Origin of the sequence: Marinoscillum luteum, assembly GCF_044005705.1 — a bacterium.
In the GTDB taxonomy this organism is placed as follows: Bacteria; Bacteroidota; Bacteroidia; order Cytophagales; family Cyclobacteriaceae; genus Marinoscillum; species Marinoscillum luteum.
On sequence record NZ_JBIPKE010000020.1, the window covers coordinates 702,429 to 722,777 of the forward strand.

The 20,349-nt window shown below is 42.0% G+C and carries 12 protein-coding genes; 1 reads left to right on the plus strand and 11 read right to left on the minus strand.

Going from position 1 to position 20,349, the window contains the following annotated elements:
• Window positions 1-4: 4 nt before the first annotated feature.
• The 11 genes from ACHKAR_RS20635 to ACHKAR_RS20685 form a co-directional block, all read right to left on the minus strand.
• Window positions 5-1,555 (minus strand): alpha/beta hydrolase-fold protein, encoded by a 1,551-nt coding sequence (locus ACHKAR_RS20635; protein WP_395419321.1) that lies wholly within the window; start codon window positions 1,553-1,555, stop codon window positions 5-7.
• A 1-nt stretch (window position 1,556) separates the two neighbouring features.
• The gene (locus tag ACHKAR_RS20640) at window positions 1,557-3,161 is read right to left on the minus strand and encodes an alpha/beta hydrolase-fold protein (RefSeq protein ID WP_395419322.1); all 1,605 of its coding nucleotides are present in this window, start codon (window positions 3,159-3,161) and stop codon (window positions 1,557-1,559) included.
• The gene (locus ACHKAR_RS20645; RefSeq protein WP_395419323.1) at window positions 3,154-4,740 is read right to left on the minus strand and encodes an ADP-ribosylglycohydrolase family protein; all 1,587 of its coding nucleotides are present in this window, start codon (window positions 4,738-4,740) and stop codon (window positions 3,154-3,156) included. Before ACHKAR_RS20645 ends, ACHKAR_RS20640 begins: the two co-directional genes overlap by 8 nt.
• Window positions 4,737-6,395 carry an ADP-ribosylglycohydrolase family protein gene (locus tag ACHKAR_RS20650; RefSeq protein ID WP_395419325.1) on the minus strand — a complete coding sequence of 553 codons (1,659 nt, stop codon included), beginning with the start codon at window positions 6,393-6,395 and terminating at the stop codon, window positions 4,737-4,739. Before ACHKAR_RS20650 ends, ACHKAR_RS20645 begins: the two co-directional genes overlap by 4 nt.
• Window positions 6,396-6,406: 11 nt before the next feature.
• Entirely contained in the window at window positions 6,407-8,311 is a 1,905-nt protein-coding gene (locus ACHKAR_RS20655) for an ADP-ribosylglycohydrolase family protein (protein WP_395419327.1), read from the minus strand.
• Window positions 8,312-8,409: 98 nt separating this feature from the next.
• Window positions 8,410-9,921 carry a RagB/SusD family nutrient uptake outer membrane protein gene (locus ACHKAR_RS20660; protein ID WP_159581940.1) on the minus strand — a complete coding sequence of 504 codons (1,512 nt, stop codon included), beginning with the start codon at window positions 9,919-9,921 and terminating at the stop codon, window positions 8,410-8,412.
• Window positions 9,922-9,939: 18 nt separating this feature from the next.
• On the minus strand, window positions 9,940-12,888 hold the full coding sequence (locus ACHKAR_RS20665) for a SusC/RagA family TonB-linked outer membrane protein (RefSeq protein WP_395419328.1): 2,949 nt from the start codon (window positions 12,886-12,888) through the stop codon (window positions 9,940-9,942).
• Window positions 12,889-12,912: 24 nt separating this feature from the next.
• Window positions 12,913-13,842, minus strand: a complete 930-nt coding sequence (gene rbsK / locus ACHKAR_RS20670) for a ribokinase (RefSeq protein ID WP_159581942.1) — start codon at window positions 13,840-13,842, stop codon at window positions 12,913-12,915.
• Between the two features lie 325 nt (window positions 13,843-14,167).
• Window positions 14,168-15,676: a citrate lyase subunit alpha gene (locus tag ACHKAR_RS20675; RefSeq protein ID WP_395419330.1), complete on the minus strand. Its 1,509-nt coding sequence runs from the start codon at window positions 15,674-15,676 to the stop codon at window positions 14,168-14,170.
• A 60-nt stretch (window positions 15,677-15,736) separates the two neighbouring features.
• The gene (locus tag ACHKAR_RS20680; protein WP_395419331.1) at window positions 15,737-16,948 is read right to left on the minus strand and encodes an aldolase/citrate lyase family protein; all 1,212 of its coding nucleotides are present in this window, start codon (window positions 16,946-16,948) and stop codon (window positions 15,737-15,739) included.
• Between the two features lie 37 nt (window positions 16,949-16,985).
• Window positions 16,986-18,467: an SLC13 family permease gene (locus tag ACHKAR_RS20685; protein WP_395419332.1), complete on the minus strand. Its 1,482-nt coding sequence runs from the start codon at window positions 18,465-18,467 to the stop codon at window positions 16,986-16,988.
• Window positions 18,468-18,642: 175 nt separating this feature from the next.
• Between ACHKAR_RS20685 and ACHKAR_RS20690 the strand changes: the two genes are divergently transcribed.
• Window positions 18,643-20,169, plus strand: a complete 1,527-nt coding sequence (locus ACHKAR_RS20690) for a hypothetical protein (RefSeq protein ID WP_159581950.1) — start codon at window positions 18,643-18,645, stop codon at window positions 20,167-20,169.
• The last annotated feature ends 180 nt before the right edge of the window (window positions 20,170-20,349 follow it).

Consider the following 20,349-nt stretch of genomic DNA (forward strand, 5'->3'; position numbering starts at 1 on the left):
TTGGTTATCTGTGAATTTTTCTTTGAGTAAACCTTAATGCTTCAGAGAGCCCAACTAAATCATTGGCGTCCCTTCCTGTGCTCTCCCTGACACGATACTCGTGGTAGACGTCTTCCTCACGTAAAAAAACATGAGCACAGCCATTGGCTTGATAATTTGGATTATTCTCTGTTGTATTGATGAAATACCATGTTCGGTGAAGCGCCTTTTTATTCTTGCTAAATGCCTCTTCCAGGGAGCTACAATCCAATGGCGCATCAAAAACAACACAGGATGTAAAGACTTCCGGGTTAAGTGCATATTCCAGAGCTGTTGCTCCGCCCTTGTTATAGCCTATCAGTGCCCGAAATCGATAGCCACTTCTTGCTCTGTAATTCCTTTCAATATTAGGTATGATTGTCTGAAGAAGCCCTTTCTCATCCTCATTGATAAAAGCTACTATCATTGGTGCTAAGTGGCCTGTCTCCATGCCATATTGGACTTTCTCAATAATGTCCTTCTTCTCTTGAGATTGGAAGTCACCAATAAAAAAAACCACCGGATACAAACGATTTGATATGCTGTACTCATCAGGCAGTACAATCTCATATTGTGTCTCCTTAATTATCCTTATATCAGCGTTCGTAGGAATAGTATCCTCTACCGCTCTTATATCACCTCTGTATTTCTTTCCATCAAAAGCATCACTGATAAAGCGCAGGCCATTGGGCAATGCTTCCCGCCAATACGAAAATTCATGACCTCCGTCCCTAACTCTAAACTCATGTGGGAAATTGCGATCTCGAAGTAGAATATGCAACTCTTCATTGCTTCTGCAAAGCGTATATTCGTCATCACCATTATCAATGTAGAGTTTAAGGTCACTAAACTTTGTGAGGTTTGGCGCTTTGAAGATATGGAAGGGAGAATGTTGCTTATAGTAATCTGTGATGCGCTTCTCTCCTGTTTCACCAACACCGCCAAAAAGTCTCCCCCATTGATCATCCCATCCTGATGCGTCTTCTGTCATGTATTGTTGATCTGTGCGAACAGATATACTTAGCGGAACGCTAATAGTAAAAACCTCAGGATGTTTCAGCGGTAGGATGAGGGCCCCGTACCCGCCCATGGAGTAACCCATCGTTGCGCGATGATCCCTGTCTGGAATTGTTCTGTAGGTATTATCAATAAAAGGAACAAGCTCATCGATAAACATGTCCTCATACAGGAATGTACCCGCATAGTCATTCACATAATAATTTCGGAACCCTTGCGGCATCACATAAATCATCGGCTGAATTTCTCCCTGCTTCACGGCTCCATCTGTATACTGATTGACACGACCGTATTCTAACCATGAAGACTCATCATCTCCCAAACCATGAAGTAAATAGACCACAGGATATGATTTTTTGGTAGCGTGGTACTCCTCTGGAAGAATGATCGAATACTTGACGGTTTGTCCCAATATCTCGCTTTCGATCGAGAGCCCTTCGATAATTCGTAAGTTCTCCTGTGCAAAACCTATGGAAAAGTTTAGCAAAAGAACGATCAATATAGAATGCATCTTTTTCATACTAATTCTTCAAACTTTTCCTCAACGAAGGAAAGGATTCACTTAAACCATTTAGAAACGACTGGAAGGACTCCGCTCCTTGCCTCACCCGATATTCATACCCAATATCTGTCTCTCTTATTTTCACATAGAAATGATGATAGCCTCTGTAGCTATCGCCATCATCCGAAATGTCCAGGTAATAAAAAATGTCTGTCTGAGGATCAACGCCTTCTTCCTGTAGTTGTGCGTCAAATAAAAAGCATGAGCCAAATAGACTTGAGTTTTCTGCAGCAAGATTTGCAGCATGCAACCCCCCTAAAGCGTTTCCTAAAATGACCCGGCTGGCCCTATCTGTGAGTGCACGATATTGAGTATCTACATATGAGAGGATCTCCGCTATGCGATCACTTTCAATGCTTTCAGAAACCGGAATCTCAACCACCATAGAATTTTTCAGCGTGCCGGCTGTCATGCCATTTCGCAAAAGAGAAAAGATCTCCGTAACGTTCGATTCCCGCTGACCTTCTTCGTAATCATGAATCACATACACAACCGGGTAGTCCACAGTACTTGTCGCATAGTCCACGGGCTTCAATATATTGATCTCAACACCGGAGATTTCTACTGATTCAAAATCGCTGCTCGTGATACGCTCACCTATTGTGACAGGCTCTGGATTAGAAGGGTGCGGAATCCCCTGAACAGAATTGCTGATGAATTTTAGTGCCTCAGGATAGGATTTTTTCCAATAGTCGAATGAATGACCACCGCTACGTACCCTATACTCGTGGGGTATTTGATTGTCACGCATCAGGGCGTGCAAGGCGTCATTTGTAATAGTCAATGTCTCCTCATCATCACCACAGTCTATTAGAAATTTCAATCCGGCAAACTCATCCTTATTGGAAGACGAAAAAAAATGAAAGGGACTATGCTGCTTAAAATAGTCGGTAAGCCTTGCCTCACCACTCGCACCTTTCCCACCAAAAATAGTCCCCCATTGGTAATCAAATACACCCTGTGGCTCGCTGATGTACTGTTCGTCTGTCCTAAATGACATACTTAATGGAACACCGATCGTGAAAACATCCGGATTCAATGCTGGAAGTATCAATGCTCCATAACCACCCATCGAATAGCCCATTACCGCTCTTGCAGTCTTATCCCGCATTGTTCTGAACAGGCTATCGATTGTTGGCACCAACTCAGTGGTAATCATATCCATATATGGATAGCTACCAGTATACCTATTTACATAATAGGTATTATATCCTATTGGCATCACATAGATCATAGGGACTATTTGATCATTGTAGAGATCTGAATAGTACTTGATACTGCCACTGGTGTACCATGCTTTCTCATTATCTCCAAAGCCATGCAATAGGTAGACAACAGGATAGTCGTCAGTGGATTCATTGTAATCCTCAGGAAGCAGCACTGCATAATTAATGTCTACCTTAAAAATTTGGCTTGACATTTTTTGATTTTCAAGTAATCTGGAAAACGGAATAGGCTCATCCACCATGATCGGTTCACCTTTGCAGCCGAAAAGGCTCAGCATCAAGATGAGTACCAATAGCATGAATGGCAGACTTGCGCTATATCGTTCCATTCTAGTCATTCAATGCTACTTTTTTAGAGTTGAGCGGTTTCGCCGGAGCATCTGCATAGATCACAATTGATTTCATGTATATGCTATAATCAGCATCCTTATTGACCCAAACTATCTCAACATGGTGAGGGCCGTTTTCTAATAGATACTTATGGTAGATGTCGTACTTTCTCACAATGTAGTCGTAAGGCATTTTGACCTGATCCACTTTCTCTCCATCTATGTAGATATCCAATAGCGCAACATAATCGCTGGAAGATCGAGCACAGAGGCTATTCACATTCCCAAGAACCACTATTCCGTTTCCGGTGAAATCGATATTGATATTTTTATCGGTGAAATGTTGACGCAGGTACCTCTCTTCACTCGGGTACATACCTTCAAATGATTGTTCTAATGGCACAGTCTCTGGCTGCTGAACTTTTATAAAAACACTGTCATCATCGACCTTGCCTTCGTTTTCTTCCACCAATTGAAGTGTGTGCTTAAAGGTTAAATCATACACCTCATTCAGTGTGATCTCCATATACGGGAATTTCAAATCTTCAACCTCCTCCAATGCCGGTTTCCAATAGTCTGGAATGTTTTTATACCCCATCATCACTCCCAATATTCCTGCCGCTGTAGCAGGGTTGCAATCAGAATCCTGACCACACCGGGTAGAGATATCCATTGTTTCAAAAAAATCCTTCTGCCCATACAGCAATCCAATTACCACATATGCAGCATTCAATCGCGCATCAATGTTGAAGGAATTGTATACGCCCTCTGGGCAACCCTTATCGGATGAGTGATACTTTTCAACTTCAAACCAGGTCTCTTTCCAATCATTTGGATATTGCTTGTGCCATTTGATTACATCAGCGATTGTTTGATAAAACATACTTTGTGAAGGAATGGTCTTAAGTGCTTCAGAAACGACAAAATCAAGATCATCCGAAGTGTATGCCAACGTGTACATGGCCGAGATAAACACCCCCCCATACCAACCGTCACCATAATTCATGATATGCCCGATACGGTCACAAAAATCAGATGCAGTATTGGTCATACCCGGAGCCATCATTCCGGCAAAATCTGCTTCTATTTGAAAATCTATATCATCGGCATGTGGGTTATTCATCCAATGACCAGAGGCCGGAGGCATGATGCCATTCAAGATATTGTATCGAGCCGCCTGATTGGCATGCCAAAGCTTGTAGTCCTCATTGGCAAACTCCACTGCGAATGAATCTGTGGGGGCATTAAGGCCAACTTTCTCAAGGATATTTACAAAGGTCAAATCAAGGTATACGTCATCATATAATCCGGGATCCAATTCATAAGTTTCTTTGATATAGTGATCATGCCAAACTATGTTTTGATAGTCCTGAATCATGGTGCCCTTAAATCGAAATTCTGTAGGTCCGCCAAATGTCACTCCTATCGTTTGCCCGGCCCAACCGCCACGGATTTTATCCTTTAAGTCCTCTTTTGAAATAGCATACTCCTGAGAATAAAGTCCTTGATTATCATTTTGCTCCTTGCAAGCATTGATTGAAACAAGCAAAATCGCTACTAAACAGATATAGGATAAATTCACTTTCATTGTATCGGTAGGTTACTTGATGGTTCGTTTTCTGAAAAGACAATCAAATCATTAATCCTATATTCATATTTAGGATCATGGTTCACCCATTTCAGTTTAAGGGTATGCTTACCTTCTGTCAATTGATATTTCCAAGCGGGCTCCAATCTGCGGGCAGAATTCATCATAGGGAGCTTCACTGTTTGATCCAGCTCACCATCTATGTACACTTCCATAATGGCAACATATGGATCATCTGGCTCGGCCAATCCAAATGACTCTGATCCGTAGGTTCTTTTAGAAACACGATCTATATATGCCACATCCACCTTAGATCGTTTGGCCATATTCCCATATAGTAAATATCCATTACCAGTAAATTCGAAGTTGATCTCATCCGTAAATGATTCGTCAATCTTATTTCGCTCTATGGGATAAGTGTTTTCGAAATTCTGTTCGAATGCCACCGGAATCGGTTCGGCCAGAGGTATTTTGACTTCACTTCCATCAATGGATCCTCCCGCCTTTTCAATCATTCCCAGAGCGTGCTTCATACTCCATCCGTAAGCCCTGTTGAGTGAAACTGTGGTGTTTTCAAAATCATCCATTTCGATTTCCTGAAGTGGCTTTAACCAAAAGTCCGGAATACGATCATAGCCAAGCATCACACCTAATACACCACCGACAGTTGCCGGATTGCAATCCGCATCTTGTCCACATCTGGCAGCAATATCTATTGACTTTGAAAAGTCACCATCTCCATACAGCATACCAATTGCCACGTATGCTGAATTAATTTTTGCTTCAATATTAAACCCTAAGAAGACTCCCTTTGGACAGCCGGTATCATGGTTCCATTTCTTTTGAACTTCAAACCATGTTTGCTTCCAATCATTCGGGAACTCTTTCTTCCATTTTATCACATCGCTGATGCATTCATAAAATTCGGTCCCTTCGGGAATCACCTTGATGGCATTCTCAACGATATAAGTGGGTTCATCCGAGATAAACGCAAGTGAGTACAAAGCGGAAACAAATACTCCTCCATACCAGCCATCTCCACTGTTCATCACATGCCCTACCCGATCCGCGATTTTTGTTGCTTCGTTCACCATACCCGGTGCCATCAAGCCGATGAAATCTGCTTCGATCTGAAAGTCTATATCGTCTGCATGGGGATTGTTTTTCCAATGACCAGAAGCAGGTGGCATGATGCCGTTCAGGATATTATAACGAGACGCCTGATTAGCATGAGCCAAGTGGTAGGCAGTATTGGACCAATGCCTGGCTATAGAATCTGCGGAAGCATCAAGACCATGGGTCTCAAATGCCTGTACAAAATTGAGATCGGTATAGATATCATCGAAAAGTCCTGGTTTCTTATCCCACCAGTATTTCACATAGTGTTCATTCCAGGGAATGTTTTGAGCATCATGAATCATAGAGCCATTGTATTTGAACTCTACAGGTGCACCATATACCACACCAATGGTCTGGCCTGCCCAACCACCTTTGATCTTGTTCTGTAGGTCATCCTTTGAAATGCTAAAATCACTCTCAGCCAGAACACCTTCCGACTTCACATCTGCTGGTGCAGTAGTGCTGCCACAACCTAACAACACAAGTGCGGTGACCAGAGAAAATATTTTACTTATTGGATTCAATATATAGTTCATGCTACTGTTTTTTATTTTGATTTATAAACACCCAATTCGGCAATGGACGTAAAGCCCGATACATTTTTGGTGTACTTGTTCCAATGATCCTGAATCATGGCATCACCAATGATCCGGACTGATTTAGTTTTTACTGGTTTGAAGGTGATGACATATTCCGCGAAATGGGGCTGGAAGAAGACAATATCCGTATCCGGTAAACCCGGCTGAATGCTCGTCCGCTCTGCGCTTACCCACTTTCCCTCTTCATTCTTGTATTGGACATTCAGGGAGGTAAACCACCCACCAAACTCTTCCATTCCGCCAGTATTAAATACCAGCATATCTATCTCTTGATCTTCTTCCCACTCATATCCATAATAATCCACTTTGGGGATTTTTGCTTTGGCAGCCAAACTATAGAAAACTGATCCTGCACCATTCAATTTCCCATCGCGAATAATTTCCGGAGTATCAGAATACATTGAATTACCGAATGTTGTCCAACACGAGTCAAGGACGTCTCTATTCAATGTGTTCACATTTGCCAGTACCGATTTAGCTGAGTTCGCCAGGTTTTCATTGCGGACCAGGAGTTCAAAATCCTTCTTTAAATATTTCTTTCCATTATCCAATTGGATGGTGATCTTATATTTCCCGGGTATCTCAGGCACTCCTGTGAGTCGCCCTTTTTCGAAAGATGTACCCTTGGGCAAATCACCCTGGACCAATGTCCAGTTGTAATTTTTATTTGCCTCACTATAGAAGGTGAAGTCCACTGCTTTATTGACCTCTAAAACTGCAGCAGGGCCTATATAGAACTCAAGTGGCACATCAAAAGTGGCTTTGGTGTTAATAATCACTTTCTCCTGCCCTGCTTCTCCTGTCACCTTTCCACCTTTACCTTTCACCAGGTTTAAGGTCATAGCCAACATCCTGTCTATTTGATCTTCAATACTTGCATCTGGCAATTCATGACGCGTTATATTAATATAGGTGTCATTAAAAGGCTTTACCCAACCCTCTATTGGTAGGTACAGGTTTTCAGGAAGCGCATCAAAACCGTATACTATTCCTAAAAGACCGGCAACAGTTGCGGCCTGATTGTCCGCATCAAAACCCATGGCGCAAGAAAGGTCAAGGGTTCGTTGAAAATCACCCTCTCCGTACAACATTGCTAATATTCCACATGCTCCATTGAGGTTTGCATTCCAAATGGTTTTGGTGAGGTCAGGTTCGTTCACATAATACTTTTCTGCCATCTCCTTCCAGGCATCTTGCCACTTGTTAGGGTACTTTTTGTGCAATGCAATCATATCACGAATGGTTTGTGCATAGCGACCATCAGCAGGGAGCTCTTTTAACCCTATGTCTATCAGCTTGCGAATATCCTTTTCGAAAAAAGCCGCTGCGTACATTGCTCCGTAGTGAACTGTTGGCTCGGCACCCCAGTCATCACTAGTGATACGAGCAGCCCAATCAGATTTCTGCGCAGCATACTGCACCATCCCCGGAGCGGTATATGCCCATATTTCATTGATTAGCTGAGGGTCAATTTGAAACCAGTGCGGATTGATATTCTTGTCCCCTGTGAATGGTGGGGTGTAACCGAAATGCATTAGACCTAAGGCAGCACGATTGGCGAGCCAAACTCTGTCGCGAATATGGTACATCCAGGCTTCACGCATTTGCTCATACGTAGGTTCATACCCATACTTTTCCATATTGAGCAGATACATGTACTCTACATCGGTATCATCATCTGAAAAGGCTCCTTTGTATTTTCTAAGCTTGTCCAGATTTTTGGTGTACCCATATGGCCATTTACTTTCGTCACCGGGTGCGCTCACATACTTATTTTCATGTGGAAGACCATAGATATTACCAATCATCTGACCTACCCAAGCTCCTGCTATCTTATCCCTCAGCTCTTTCACTGAAATACTTTTGGAGCCGCTTTGAGCTTCCGAAGTTTTCGCTGAAAATAGCAATGAGGTTGAAATCGCGATTACTAATATTAAATTTCTATTCATCATCAATCGGGGTTTTGAGTAAGATTTGGATTAGTGTTGATGGCACTTTGAGGAATAGGAAAAAGCTTTTTAGCCGTACCTGAAGCGGGTTTTTCCCACCAGGAATTTCCCCATACTCCAAATCGAATTTGATCTTGTCGTCTGTGACCTTCCCAGGCAAATTCCCTCCCTAGTTCGTCCAATAATTCAGAATCTGTGAGATCGCCTACGGTATAAGGAGTGAGTCCAGCGCGTGTTCTAATCAACTGAAGATCCGGATCATCAATGAATTCACCAGCTCTCCCCAGACGGTGTAGCGCTTCCAGTTTTGTATAAAGCACATCCGCGTATCTGAAGAGCACGAAATCATTTTCCATATCCACCACGTCATAGCTGAGCTCTTCCTGATATTCATACTTTGCACATCGCGCACCTTCCCACTCACCTCTCGAATTGTAATCTTGAATGGTAGGACTGTATATGAAGGGCTCTCCTCCGATTACAATCGGATCACCTTTGATGTCATTTTGCTGTCCAAACAGGAAAGAATTTCTACGAATATCATTCTCAGAATACTTCGTGAAAAAATCTGGCTGCAAGACGAATCCATCCCATGGCACGCCTGCCAAGTTAAACGTAGCAGTACTTGCAGAATTCAACGTCAGATTCTGCCAATAGAAATGCTCATCTGTAAGCTGTGGGTGGTATGGGATAACGAATATATTCTCCCGCGAACCCTCATTGTGCACTTCGAAATTGGTAAAGTAATTGGGTTCAATTTGATATGCCCCCAATGCTATCACCTGGTCGCAGGCCAATACGGCTTCCGCAAATTTATTTTGGCCGATCCATTCCTGAGCGTTCAAATACATTTTAGCTAAAAAGGTATAGGCCATTCCTTTGGTAACCCTACCATAATACTCTGCCGTAGGCACATCTTGCACTGCATCTACATTGTCCAATATCTCCTGAACTATAAAATCAAATACAAACGCTCTGTCCTTTTGCTGTGGCGGATCTTTCTCACTGAAATCAATAGAGAATGGGATATTACCCCAATAATCCATGGCCCAGTAGTAATAGAAAGCGCGCAGAATTTTTATCTCGGCAAGCACTCGCTCCTTATTCTCAAATTCTATTGGATCAATTACCAAGAGAGTTTCGTTGCACGCTGTGATGCCTTCGAAAACCATATCCCATGATTTGGTCAATATTTTGTTTCCCGCTGTAGCACTGTTGAGTGTATGCTTTTGTATCTCCTCCCATCTACCCTGATCATACCACTCCCCATTATGCTTTTGTGGAATGACCATTTCATCAGAGGCATTCTGCCCGAGTGACCAGAGTCGCTGCTCCTCTGGATAGGGTTGAAGCTTTACGTATGCGCGTCCTGCATAAGCAATAACATCCTTTTCAGAATTGAAGAAATCATCAACCGGTATTTCGGAATAAACGGATTCTGATAAGTCGAAACAAGAAACTGTAAGGAGACTTAACAAGATGAATGATGTTATAGTAAGTGTATACTTTTTCATAATTCGATTCATTAGAAATTAAAAGGTCGCGTTTACTCCCAGAGTAAGAGCGGTCGTTCTTGGATAGTAGGATAATCGGTCAATGCCGGGCTCTAAGCCCCCAAGATTAACTTCAGGATCGATCCCCTTATAACCCGAAATCCAAAAAACATTTTGTGCCGACCCTGATACACTTAACCTGGATATGTATTTTGAATTCAAGTCAAAACCGTATTGAAGCGTTACGTTGTCCAGTTTTAAGAAGGAAGCATCTTCAATATACTTTGATGAATAGGTGACGTTTCTAATAAATTCCGGGTTCTCCAATTGTGTATGTACAATATTGCGTAATCCAATGGCGGTCCAGGATTCATAATATAACCTGTTAGAATTCAACACTTTGCCTCCGATCCCCCCGCGAAACGCAAGATTTAGATTCCAGTTTTTGTAGGTCAAAGCATTACTCCAGCCAAGCACTGCAATGGGGTTAGCACTGCCGATCTTCTCCCACTTACTCTTATCTACCTCTCCAACGGGGTTTTGATTTTTAAATATGTCGTTACCATGCTCATCAACACCTAACCAAACGGGTCCATAAAAAGTACCGAGTTCTTCCCCTTCTTTGATTCGTTGTGACCACACGCCTATGGTACCTCCCAGAAAAGCTGTTTCGTAGGTTGATTGCGTAAACTCGCTATTTGAAATTTTGTCCAGGAAATTCTTGTTGTGACTGGCGGTGAAAGTAGAACTCCAAGCAAAGTTGCCCCTTTTCATAAGCATAGCGTTCAACGTAAGTTCTACCCCCCGATTACTAATGGTTCCAACATTGGTAAATAAGTATGGGTACAAATAAGGTGGGACTGGCACCTGAAATTCCCAAAGCAAGTCGCTGGTTTTTCTTAGGTAATATTCAACACTGCCGCTGAGCCGCCGCTCAAACACTGAAAAGTCAACACCAACATTTAACTCTTGCTTCTTCTCCCATTTCAGGTCAGGGTTTGGATTCTGCCCTGGACCGTAAGAATTGATCCACTCCTGATTATAAAACAAACTACCCACGCGCTCCAACAAAATCAATGATCTGTAAGGACTGAAATCCTGATTACCTGTAACCCCATAACCCAACCTAAGTTTCAAATCATTTATCCAGCTAATGTTTTTGAAAAGTGATTCTTCACTCAGTCTCCAGCCTAAGCTCACAGCCGGAAACAACCCCCATTTGTTGTTATCTCCGAATTTAGATGAGCCCTCCCTTCTCAAGGAGATCGACGCAAGGTACTTTTCATCATAATTGTACATGAGTCTTCCAAAGAGAGCTATAAGCCTACTTGATTCCTGGTAAGAACCCATTTCGGACTTTCCCTCTCTAAAGAATGAGCCTGCAGAAATATTATTGTGAAGAAACACATCCGTATCGAAATTGTAATTTCCCACATAAGAGCTATTCATTTCGAACTCTTGAAAGGTATATCCGGCAACTACCTGAAAATCATGATCGTTTACTTCCTTTTGGTAATTGAACATGCTTTCGTATAGCGTATTACTATTGCGGCCATTTGATATTTCTGCTTCCCCATTTATACCGAGAATAGTAGGATAATATTTCGTCTTATAGGAATTCTCTTCCCATTCCGATTTTTGTGTTGAGATGAAGTTGCTCCAGGAAAGATCACCTGTGATCTCTAGTGTTGCTCTAAGGTTTAGGACTATGTCATTCGTTTGTCCCTCTCGCGTTCTCTCATTCAGCATGGCAACAGGATTGTAATAACCCAGGCCTTGTTTGAATGAATAGCCTCCTGTAGCCGGATCAGAATCATCATAGACAGGCTGTGTAGGATTCTGGATGAATGCCTGACTGAATAGGTCGTAGTTGGCTGGGCTATATTTCCTTAAGTTGTTAGTGAAATTGAAATCCAACAGTAACCTATCATCAAATACTTTTTGTTTAATGTTAGTCTTAAGAAGAATCCTCTCTGAAAGATTATCTCGCAACAATCCCTGATCAGTACTATGCGTTAGGGACGTACGATGAGAAAAACTTTCACTTCCTCCAGAGAGCGAAATATTGTGCTGGTAGCTGACCGGAAGATCGTTGGTGATTTCATCAAACCAATCTGTTTCGCTACCAAAAAGACTACCTGTTTTAGAAGGCTGATAAGTTTCTATGGCATGTTTAAATTCTTTGGCAGATAAGTTTCTGACACCTCTTGGTGCCACTTGCACCGAAACCTGACCTGAGTATTCCAGTACTTGCTGTCCCTTTTTTGCCGCTTTGGTAGTGATGATGATAACACCATTTGTACCTCTTGTGCCGTAGATGGCTGCTGCCGAACCATCTTTAAGTACATCAAATGATTCAACGTCCTGAAAATTAATGTTCTTCAAATCAGCTCCAATGACTCCATCAATAATAATCAATGGTCCCTGGCCTGATGTAAGTGTACTCACTCCACGCAAAAGGATTTGGTAGCCAGACATTGGGTCTGCACCATTCGGTTTGGTGATGGTCAAGCCTGCTACCTTCCCCTGAATTAAGCCCATTGGATCATTGAATCCTCCTCTATTAAAATCTTCAGACTTCACAGTGGTGACCGCTCCGGTAATTTCCTTTTTAGTCGTTGTACCGTATCCTATTACCACAATTTCATCTAAGGCCTGAGTTGACACGCTCATTTGGATATCAATCACACTTCTATTATTCACTGAAACTTCGACAGTCTCAAAGCCAATCGATGAAAAAACTAAAATCCCTTCTGATGGCCCGGATAAGGCATAGCCGCCATCTATATCAGTAATTGTGCCCGTCTGTGTGCCTTTGACATACACGCTGACACCCGGGATTGAATTTTTTGTTTCATCCGTAACTTTCCCCTTAATGATGATTTCACCACTTGATTGGGCCATCACTTTAGTAATCGGGTAGGTCACAAATACTGCAAGAAACAGATAAACAAAAAGTATAGAATGTTGCCTAGAATGTGATTTCATAGTCCTTCTTTTAGTATTACTACATTATTTAGATAGCCCGTTTTCAATCAATTGTAATTCATTGCGGTACGGAATGGATGACTGAGCACCCATGCGAGTTACAGTTATTGAGGACGCTTTTGAAGCTGTTCTTACAGCCTCTTGTATGGTTTTACCTTCTGAAAGGCCAACCACAAGTGTACCGCTAAAACAATCACCAGCAGCAGTAGTGTCGATGGCATCCACTTTGGTGGCCTCCACCAAAGAATACTCATCGTTTTCCTTGATAAAAGCACCCATAGCACCCATGGTAATCACCACATTGGGTACACCCTTGTTGCTAATTATATCTGCAGCCTGCTTAGCACTATTAAAGTCAAATACCTTGATTCCAGATAGGATTTCCGCCTCGGTTTCGTTTGGTGTCACAAGGAAGAGGCATTTGAGTAATTTGTCTGACAGGGTTCTGGCTGGTGCCGGATTTAGGATTACAGGAGTGCCTTTTTTCCAGGCCAATTCTGCTGCATACTCTACAGTCTCCATGGGAATCTCTAATTGCATTAAGACATAGTCCGCCGCATCTAATTCGTTTTTAGCCTTTTCAATATCGTCGGGAACCAAACTGCCATTTGCGCCTGAAGCTACCGCTATGCAATTCTCACCATGAGAATCCACCATAATCAACGCCACCCCAGATGAGTTTTTAGCGTCGGAAAATATAAAGTCAGTGTTGATTCCCTCAGCGTTATAAAGCTCGATGGATTGCTTTCCAAACACATCGTTTCCAGTTTTAGAAACGAATGTGACTTTACCTCCCTGACGAGCTGCTGCCACAGCTTGATTGGCTCCCTTACCCCCTGCATTCATTAGGAAAGTTCCTCCGATGACCGTCTCTCCTGGTATAGGTAGTCGATCCGATTTTATTACCATGTCTGTATTGCAACTTCCGATAACAAGAATTTTTTTATTGCCCATGTTTGTTGTTTGTATCTATCTTATTGAAGTGAAGGTAATATTATAAACGATTGAAAATTGTCAATAAATGCCCTAAAATCATATTTACAATTACACTATTCCTATTATAATCACCTGACATTTAATTATTTGTAATTTCCCTAAAAATGCCATTCTGCATTTACAAAGAGGTTTTAGCAGCATTCATTGACTGTTCTGAATTTAAAGGAGTGTATTGGACAAGATGATTAGAACTACTGGAATTACTTAATTACACTCTGAAATTTTCTGCACTAACACCAAACCTTCTTGAAATAGAAGGTGAGGAAGAAGAGCAAACGAACGCTTAGTTCCGCAGTTTTCTGATGGAGTCTAAGATGGTACCATCCACCCACTTTACCACAGCGACAATTTCATCGTCAAAAACCTGCTTTTGAGGAACACCACAAATTCTTTCGGCTTCCTCCTTGAGCTCATGAATGGTTCTAATTGGCAAACCCGAATCCTTAACTTTATCCAACAGGTCGGTGCGCAATGGATTAATCGCAATACCTCGCTCGGTTACTATCACATCTATTAATTCACCCGGACCACAAATGGTGGTGACCTCCTCACGAACCACAGGAATCCGATCCCGGAAAAGTGGAATTGGGAGTATGGTACACTTCGCAAATAAACAATTCTGCCACCCACCAATACCATGCAATAAAGCGCCATCAGAGTGTGTCACCACATTTGCATTGAAGTTCACATCCACTTCTGTTGCACCTAATATCACCACATCCAGTAATTGAGCGAAATTACCCTTACCATGATAATTGTAACTGGTGAAAGGACTGGTGTTGACATGGTTCGGATTGTTTCGCATTGACTTCACACCTTCCAAGTCGAAAGTCTGCCCATCGAGGATATATTCAACTATACCATCTTCCAACATTTCAACCAGAAACTTATTGCTTCCACCACGTGCAAAACGTGCCTTCATTCCCTTTGCTTTTAACATTTCAGCAAAATAAATTCCAATCGAAAGTGCTGTCCCTCCAGCTCCTGCCTGAAAAGAAAAGCCATCACGAATAATCCCAACCTGATCACAGAACTTTGAAGTCAATTCGGCTAAAAACAATCGATCCGGACTTTTGGTAATTGCCGTGGTGCCCGAAACAATCTTTTCTGGAATTCCTACCTGTTCAAGCTGAACAACATGATCCACATAGTTCCCTTGAATATGCCAGGGCACACATGGAAACGGAACCAGGTTATCGGTTACTACAATCACTTTGTTTGCATATTGTGAGTCTGCCAGAGCAAAGCCCAACAGCCCACAAGCAGCAGGGCCATCCACACCGTTGGCATTGCCAAATGAGTCTGCTGATGGAGCAGCAATCACTGCAATATCGATTTCAACTTCACCATCCTGAACCGCCTGATATCTCCCGCCGTGAGATCGCAACACCCCCACACCTTTCATTTTACCAGCCGTAGTAAACCTGCCAAGTTGCCCATTCATACTACCCTCTATGTGATGAATAGTGCCATCTTCCAAATGCTTTATCAAAGGCGCATGACAATCGAACGAAGCGGATGGAAACCATACCAAATCCTTAACTCCCAATGCTGCGGCAATATCAAAAATCTGAATGGCGATAAGATCCCCATTTCTAAAATGATGGTGTGTCGAAATAGTCATCCCATCTTTCAACCCCGCATCGACTAATGCTTGCTTTAATGTAGGCACAAGCTTGTTTCCATCAGCAGGAAAGTCCGCACAAGATGAAATTAGTGGCCCGAATTTTCTGCCATTGGGGCGATGTTTCCCAATTCCTTTATATGGTATTTCTGATTTGCCATTAACCAACGTAGGCACCGATCTACCTATCGCATTCACCACCATTGCATCCTTACCTTTCATAATTTGCTATTCTAATTCCTTATCGCTCCAATTTTTTTCTAGTCGACCAAGCGCAACTGCCAGATCGATCGTCTGCATTGCTCGTTTCACGACAGGCGCATCAATCATCTTTGTGCCAAGAGAAACAACCCCCAGTCCTTTTTCAGAAGCTATTTTAAAGGCCTTAACAATTTTTTTCGCGGCCTCAATTTCGACTTCATTCGGCGCAAAATTTTCGCGAATTATTGAAATCTGGCGTGGATGAATACAACCCATCCCTTCAAAACCCAAAGCCTTTGACGCCTGCACATTGGCCTTCAGAGCGATCATATCCCCCACATCACTAAATACAGAATCAATGGCCTGTATCCTTGCCGCCTTACATGCATGAACTACCTGAACACGAGCAAAGAGCGACTCCACTCCTTCGTTTGTCCTATTCACCCCCATGTCGGCGGCATAATCTTCCAAGCCAATGGCCATCGCCACAACGTTTTCTGCAGCTTTTGCGATCTCAAAAGAGTTCAAAACGCCCAGCGCACTTTCAATGATTGGCATTAACCAGACAGGACGCTGTGTACCCCTTTTATTTTGAATCAGGGCAATCCTTTCATTTACTGAATGAATTTGCGCCGCACTTTCACATTTCGGCACCAGTACAAGGTTGACATTATGCGGAACCACATAGTCAAGATCCTCCAGCCCTGCAGGTATTTGATTGATCCTGACCATCCGTTCGACCCCCATGAAACTGAGGTTTCTCAGCGCATTTCTGACCAGCAAACGTGCTTCTCCTTTTTTATGAAAAGCAACCGCATCTTCTAAGTCTAAAATCACTCCCTCTGGCTTATGGATACCCGCATTGATCATCAAACTAGGTGTGTTTCCAGGGAGGTACAAGCGTGTAGTTCGAGGTTGATCAGCTACAGTATGGTATAGGCTTTCAGGCAGCATCTCCAAGAGGTATTGCTCATCAGTTGGTTTCAACTGCTTTATCGCTGCTTCTACACGCGCCGCCATTACAAATGGCAAAGCACCTTTGTCTGATACCTCAAGAACCGCGTGTTCTATTGAGAAAAAATCAAGAATGGATTTACACAGAAGCCTGATGTCTTCTCCATAAAGCGCATTGACCTTGCTCAATACCTCGATCCGGATGCCTCCAGATTGGACCAACTTTAAAGTTACCAAGCAGTCCGACCTGTCCTTTTCACCATTATTCCCTGCCGTTGCAATCATTTTGAACCCATTAAAAATTTTACGAAAACAACCATTATTATTTTGCCCATATCGGTAAAGTCATTTCTAAATCCAACCAAGGAACGATTATGAAATATAGAATCATAGTCAGAAGAAATAAAGTAATCAGATTTAGCCAAAACCCTGTCTTAACCATCTGAGAAACTGAAACTCTTTCACTTGCCAGCACCACAGTATTAGGCCCCGTAGCAGCGGGCATCATAAAAGCACAGGAACATGCCACTGTGGCGGGAATCATTATCAAAAGTGGGTTAACACTCGCCGCTATGGCCGTGCTTGCTAACACGGGCAACAAAATATTAGCACTGGCTGTATTGGAATTGAATTCGGTGAAAACCAAAACAAAGGCCATTACAGTTATTAAAATGTAGAAAAAAGAGAAGCCACTAATAAATGAAAGCTGCCCTCCTAACCAATCGGCTAATCCTGTGGACACAAAACCTTCGGCCACAGCATATCCACCTCCTACGATCATCACAACACCCCAAGGTACCTGACTAGCTTCCTTCCAGGTTATTAATCGCTTATCGTCACCTGCCGGAATCAAGAATAATATAATAGCTGAAGCCATCGCAATGGTACTATCATGTATTTGACCAGAAATCCCAAATAAACCAGTCCATCCGGGAATAACCAATGAACCAAAGATTAGGTCGTTTTTGAAAACCCAGGCAAAAACGGTAACCGCTGCTATATACAAAACTCTTTTTTCACCTGATCTCATTTTACCCAATGCATCCAGCTCATCCTTGATAATTGTCAGGTTTTTACTTAGGTCTCCATCTATTTTAAAGTAGTTAATAATGAAATACCAAAACACCGGGATCAATATCACAAGTATTGGGACTCCAATCTTTAGCCAAACAAAAAAATTAACTGGTGGAGCTTCGGGGAACATTTTATCGAAAATCCCCACAAAAATCATATTGGTTGGGGAGCCAATAAGCGTGGCAAGCCCTCCAATAGACGCTGAGTAGGCAATAGCAAGCATTAATGCCGGCGCAAATCTATTGCTCTTTTCAACGTCTTCATCCTTACCAATGATGGAAAGACCAATAGGCAACATCATTAAGGCTGTAGTGACATTTGCGATCCACATAGAGACCAAAGCTGTTGCTATCATCATGCTTAAAACGATTTTTTGTCGACTTGTGCCGAAGACATGAATAATTGTAAGTGCAATTCGCTTATGAAGATTTTGTGTTTCAATGGCCTTTGCCAGAAAGAAAACCGCCAAAAACATGAGTGCATAATTATGCCCATAATTAGCTGCAGTTTCTGCTGGCGATAGTATGTGCATAGAGGGATATAGCACCAACGGAATAAATGCAGTGACATAAACAGGAATTGCTTCGGTTATCCACCAGACGCTCATAAGCGCCACTACCGCTGCAGCTCCTTTAGCTTCTGGATTCATACCATCAGGAGTGGGGAGAAATAAGATTATTCCAAACACCGCCATTCCTGTTAAAGCACCAATTGATTTCTTAGATAGCATTTCTTTCCCGCTTAAATTCAATCAAACCTATGCAATCCAAGCATTCAAAAATGATCAATAATCGTTCAAAATCACATTTTCAAAATTTTGACATTTTTAATTTTTCAGCCTTTAGTTGATATAAAACAATGAATATTCCCAATATTTGATAACTATAAAACAAGAATCACAACAAATGATTAAATCGGAAGCCTTAATCTACTTAGTCAACTCCATGACGAAACCTGAAAAGAAAGCTTTTAGGATAGCTACCGATTCTTCTGATGGAGCATATTACCTCCAACTCTATGACCTGATTGATTCTAACAAGGAAATAACCTCTGAGCAGCTAAAAGAAGAGTTCTCAATTAAGCTCCCAAAAGCATCATTTGACACCTCCGCCACCCACCTTTATAAGACGCTTCTGAATACCATGCTAGATCTGCGCAAAGACCAGGACAGCTACTATTCCTTATTTGACATGATCTTAAAAGCCCGGATTCTCTTTGAGAAATCCTTGTATCAGGAGTGCTTTGACACACTAAAAAAAGTCAAAAAGAATGCCACCAAATATGAAAATTACTACGCCCTGCTCATCTCTTCCAGACTCGAGTTGGAGTATCAGCTTGCGTTGAATTTTCCAGGGCTGGATGAAAAAGATTTATTACACAAGCATTTCAAGGTAAGCGAGACCTTACGCATCATTCAAAAGATTCATCAACAATCAGCACTGTATGAGCTACTGAAATACCGCATGCTTCATCGAGGTAATGCTCGATCAGAGAAGCAAAAAACCGAGTTGAATGATTTGGTAGTAAGCGAGATGAGCATCGTTTCTTCATCAAACATTCAGAATTTTGAAATCAGCAAGCTGCATCAGCTTTTTCAGGCAAACTACCTGATCAGTGTTGGAGATTATAAATCTGCTTTTCATTCCTTCAATGAACTCAACAACTTACACGAGGCTAATAAACATTTATGGTCTAATCCACCCATTTACTATGTGTTATCCATCGAAGGAGTACTGGATAGCTTGAGAAGTTTACGTGAGTACAAGGGGATGAGTCATTTTGTTCAGCAACTAGAGAAAATCGACACACCCTTTCTAAGCTTCAATACCAATGTTGTTTGTTTAATCTTTCTATATGAGCTTTTTCCATTCCTGGATCGTGGTGATTTTGGATCCTGTGAACAGCTCATGAAAAAATATGATGCCAAATTACTCAAAAAGGTTCAACTCCTAAGCCTTGCTCGCAATGCTGAACTACACCTTTATCTTGCTTTGATCTATTTTGGCTTGCGGGACTTTCAAAAAGCAAAGAAGTGTTTGAGTAAAATCATATTCACCAATAGAGATTACTCTTACCTACCCGTCTTCAGAACTATTCGGTTGGTCAATCTTATGATCCTCTATGAGTTGAAGGATACTGAGTTTATAAAGTATGAATCCCGATCTATCAAAAGGGACATCAATGCCGCTGGGAAAGAATACAAAATCGAGAAGAAAATCATCAGCTTTGTCAATAAGACTAACCTTCCGGTTTCGATAGTCAAAAGAAAGCGACTTTGGGAAAATTTAAAGAAGGATTTTGAGATCATTAATCATGATGTCTATGAGCAACAAACACTTCGACTCTTTGATTTCTCTGCCTGGATTGAGAGCAAGGTGAGAAGAATCCCTCTGGCGGAAATCTTAAACAACCGGGTTTCTCAGGAACACTAAAAGTCAGCCCGACAAACCTGTGATTTACATGCCATTGACATCCATCAAGATTAATTATTTAATCAAATCACTTGACACATAGCCAAATTGTTTTTTCAATAATCGCCGACTGAAGTAGAGTGAATCATTGACCCTTATTGGCCACTTCGGAAACATTGAAGTTTTTGGTTTTTAAAAGAG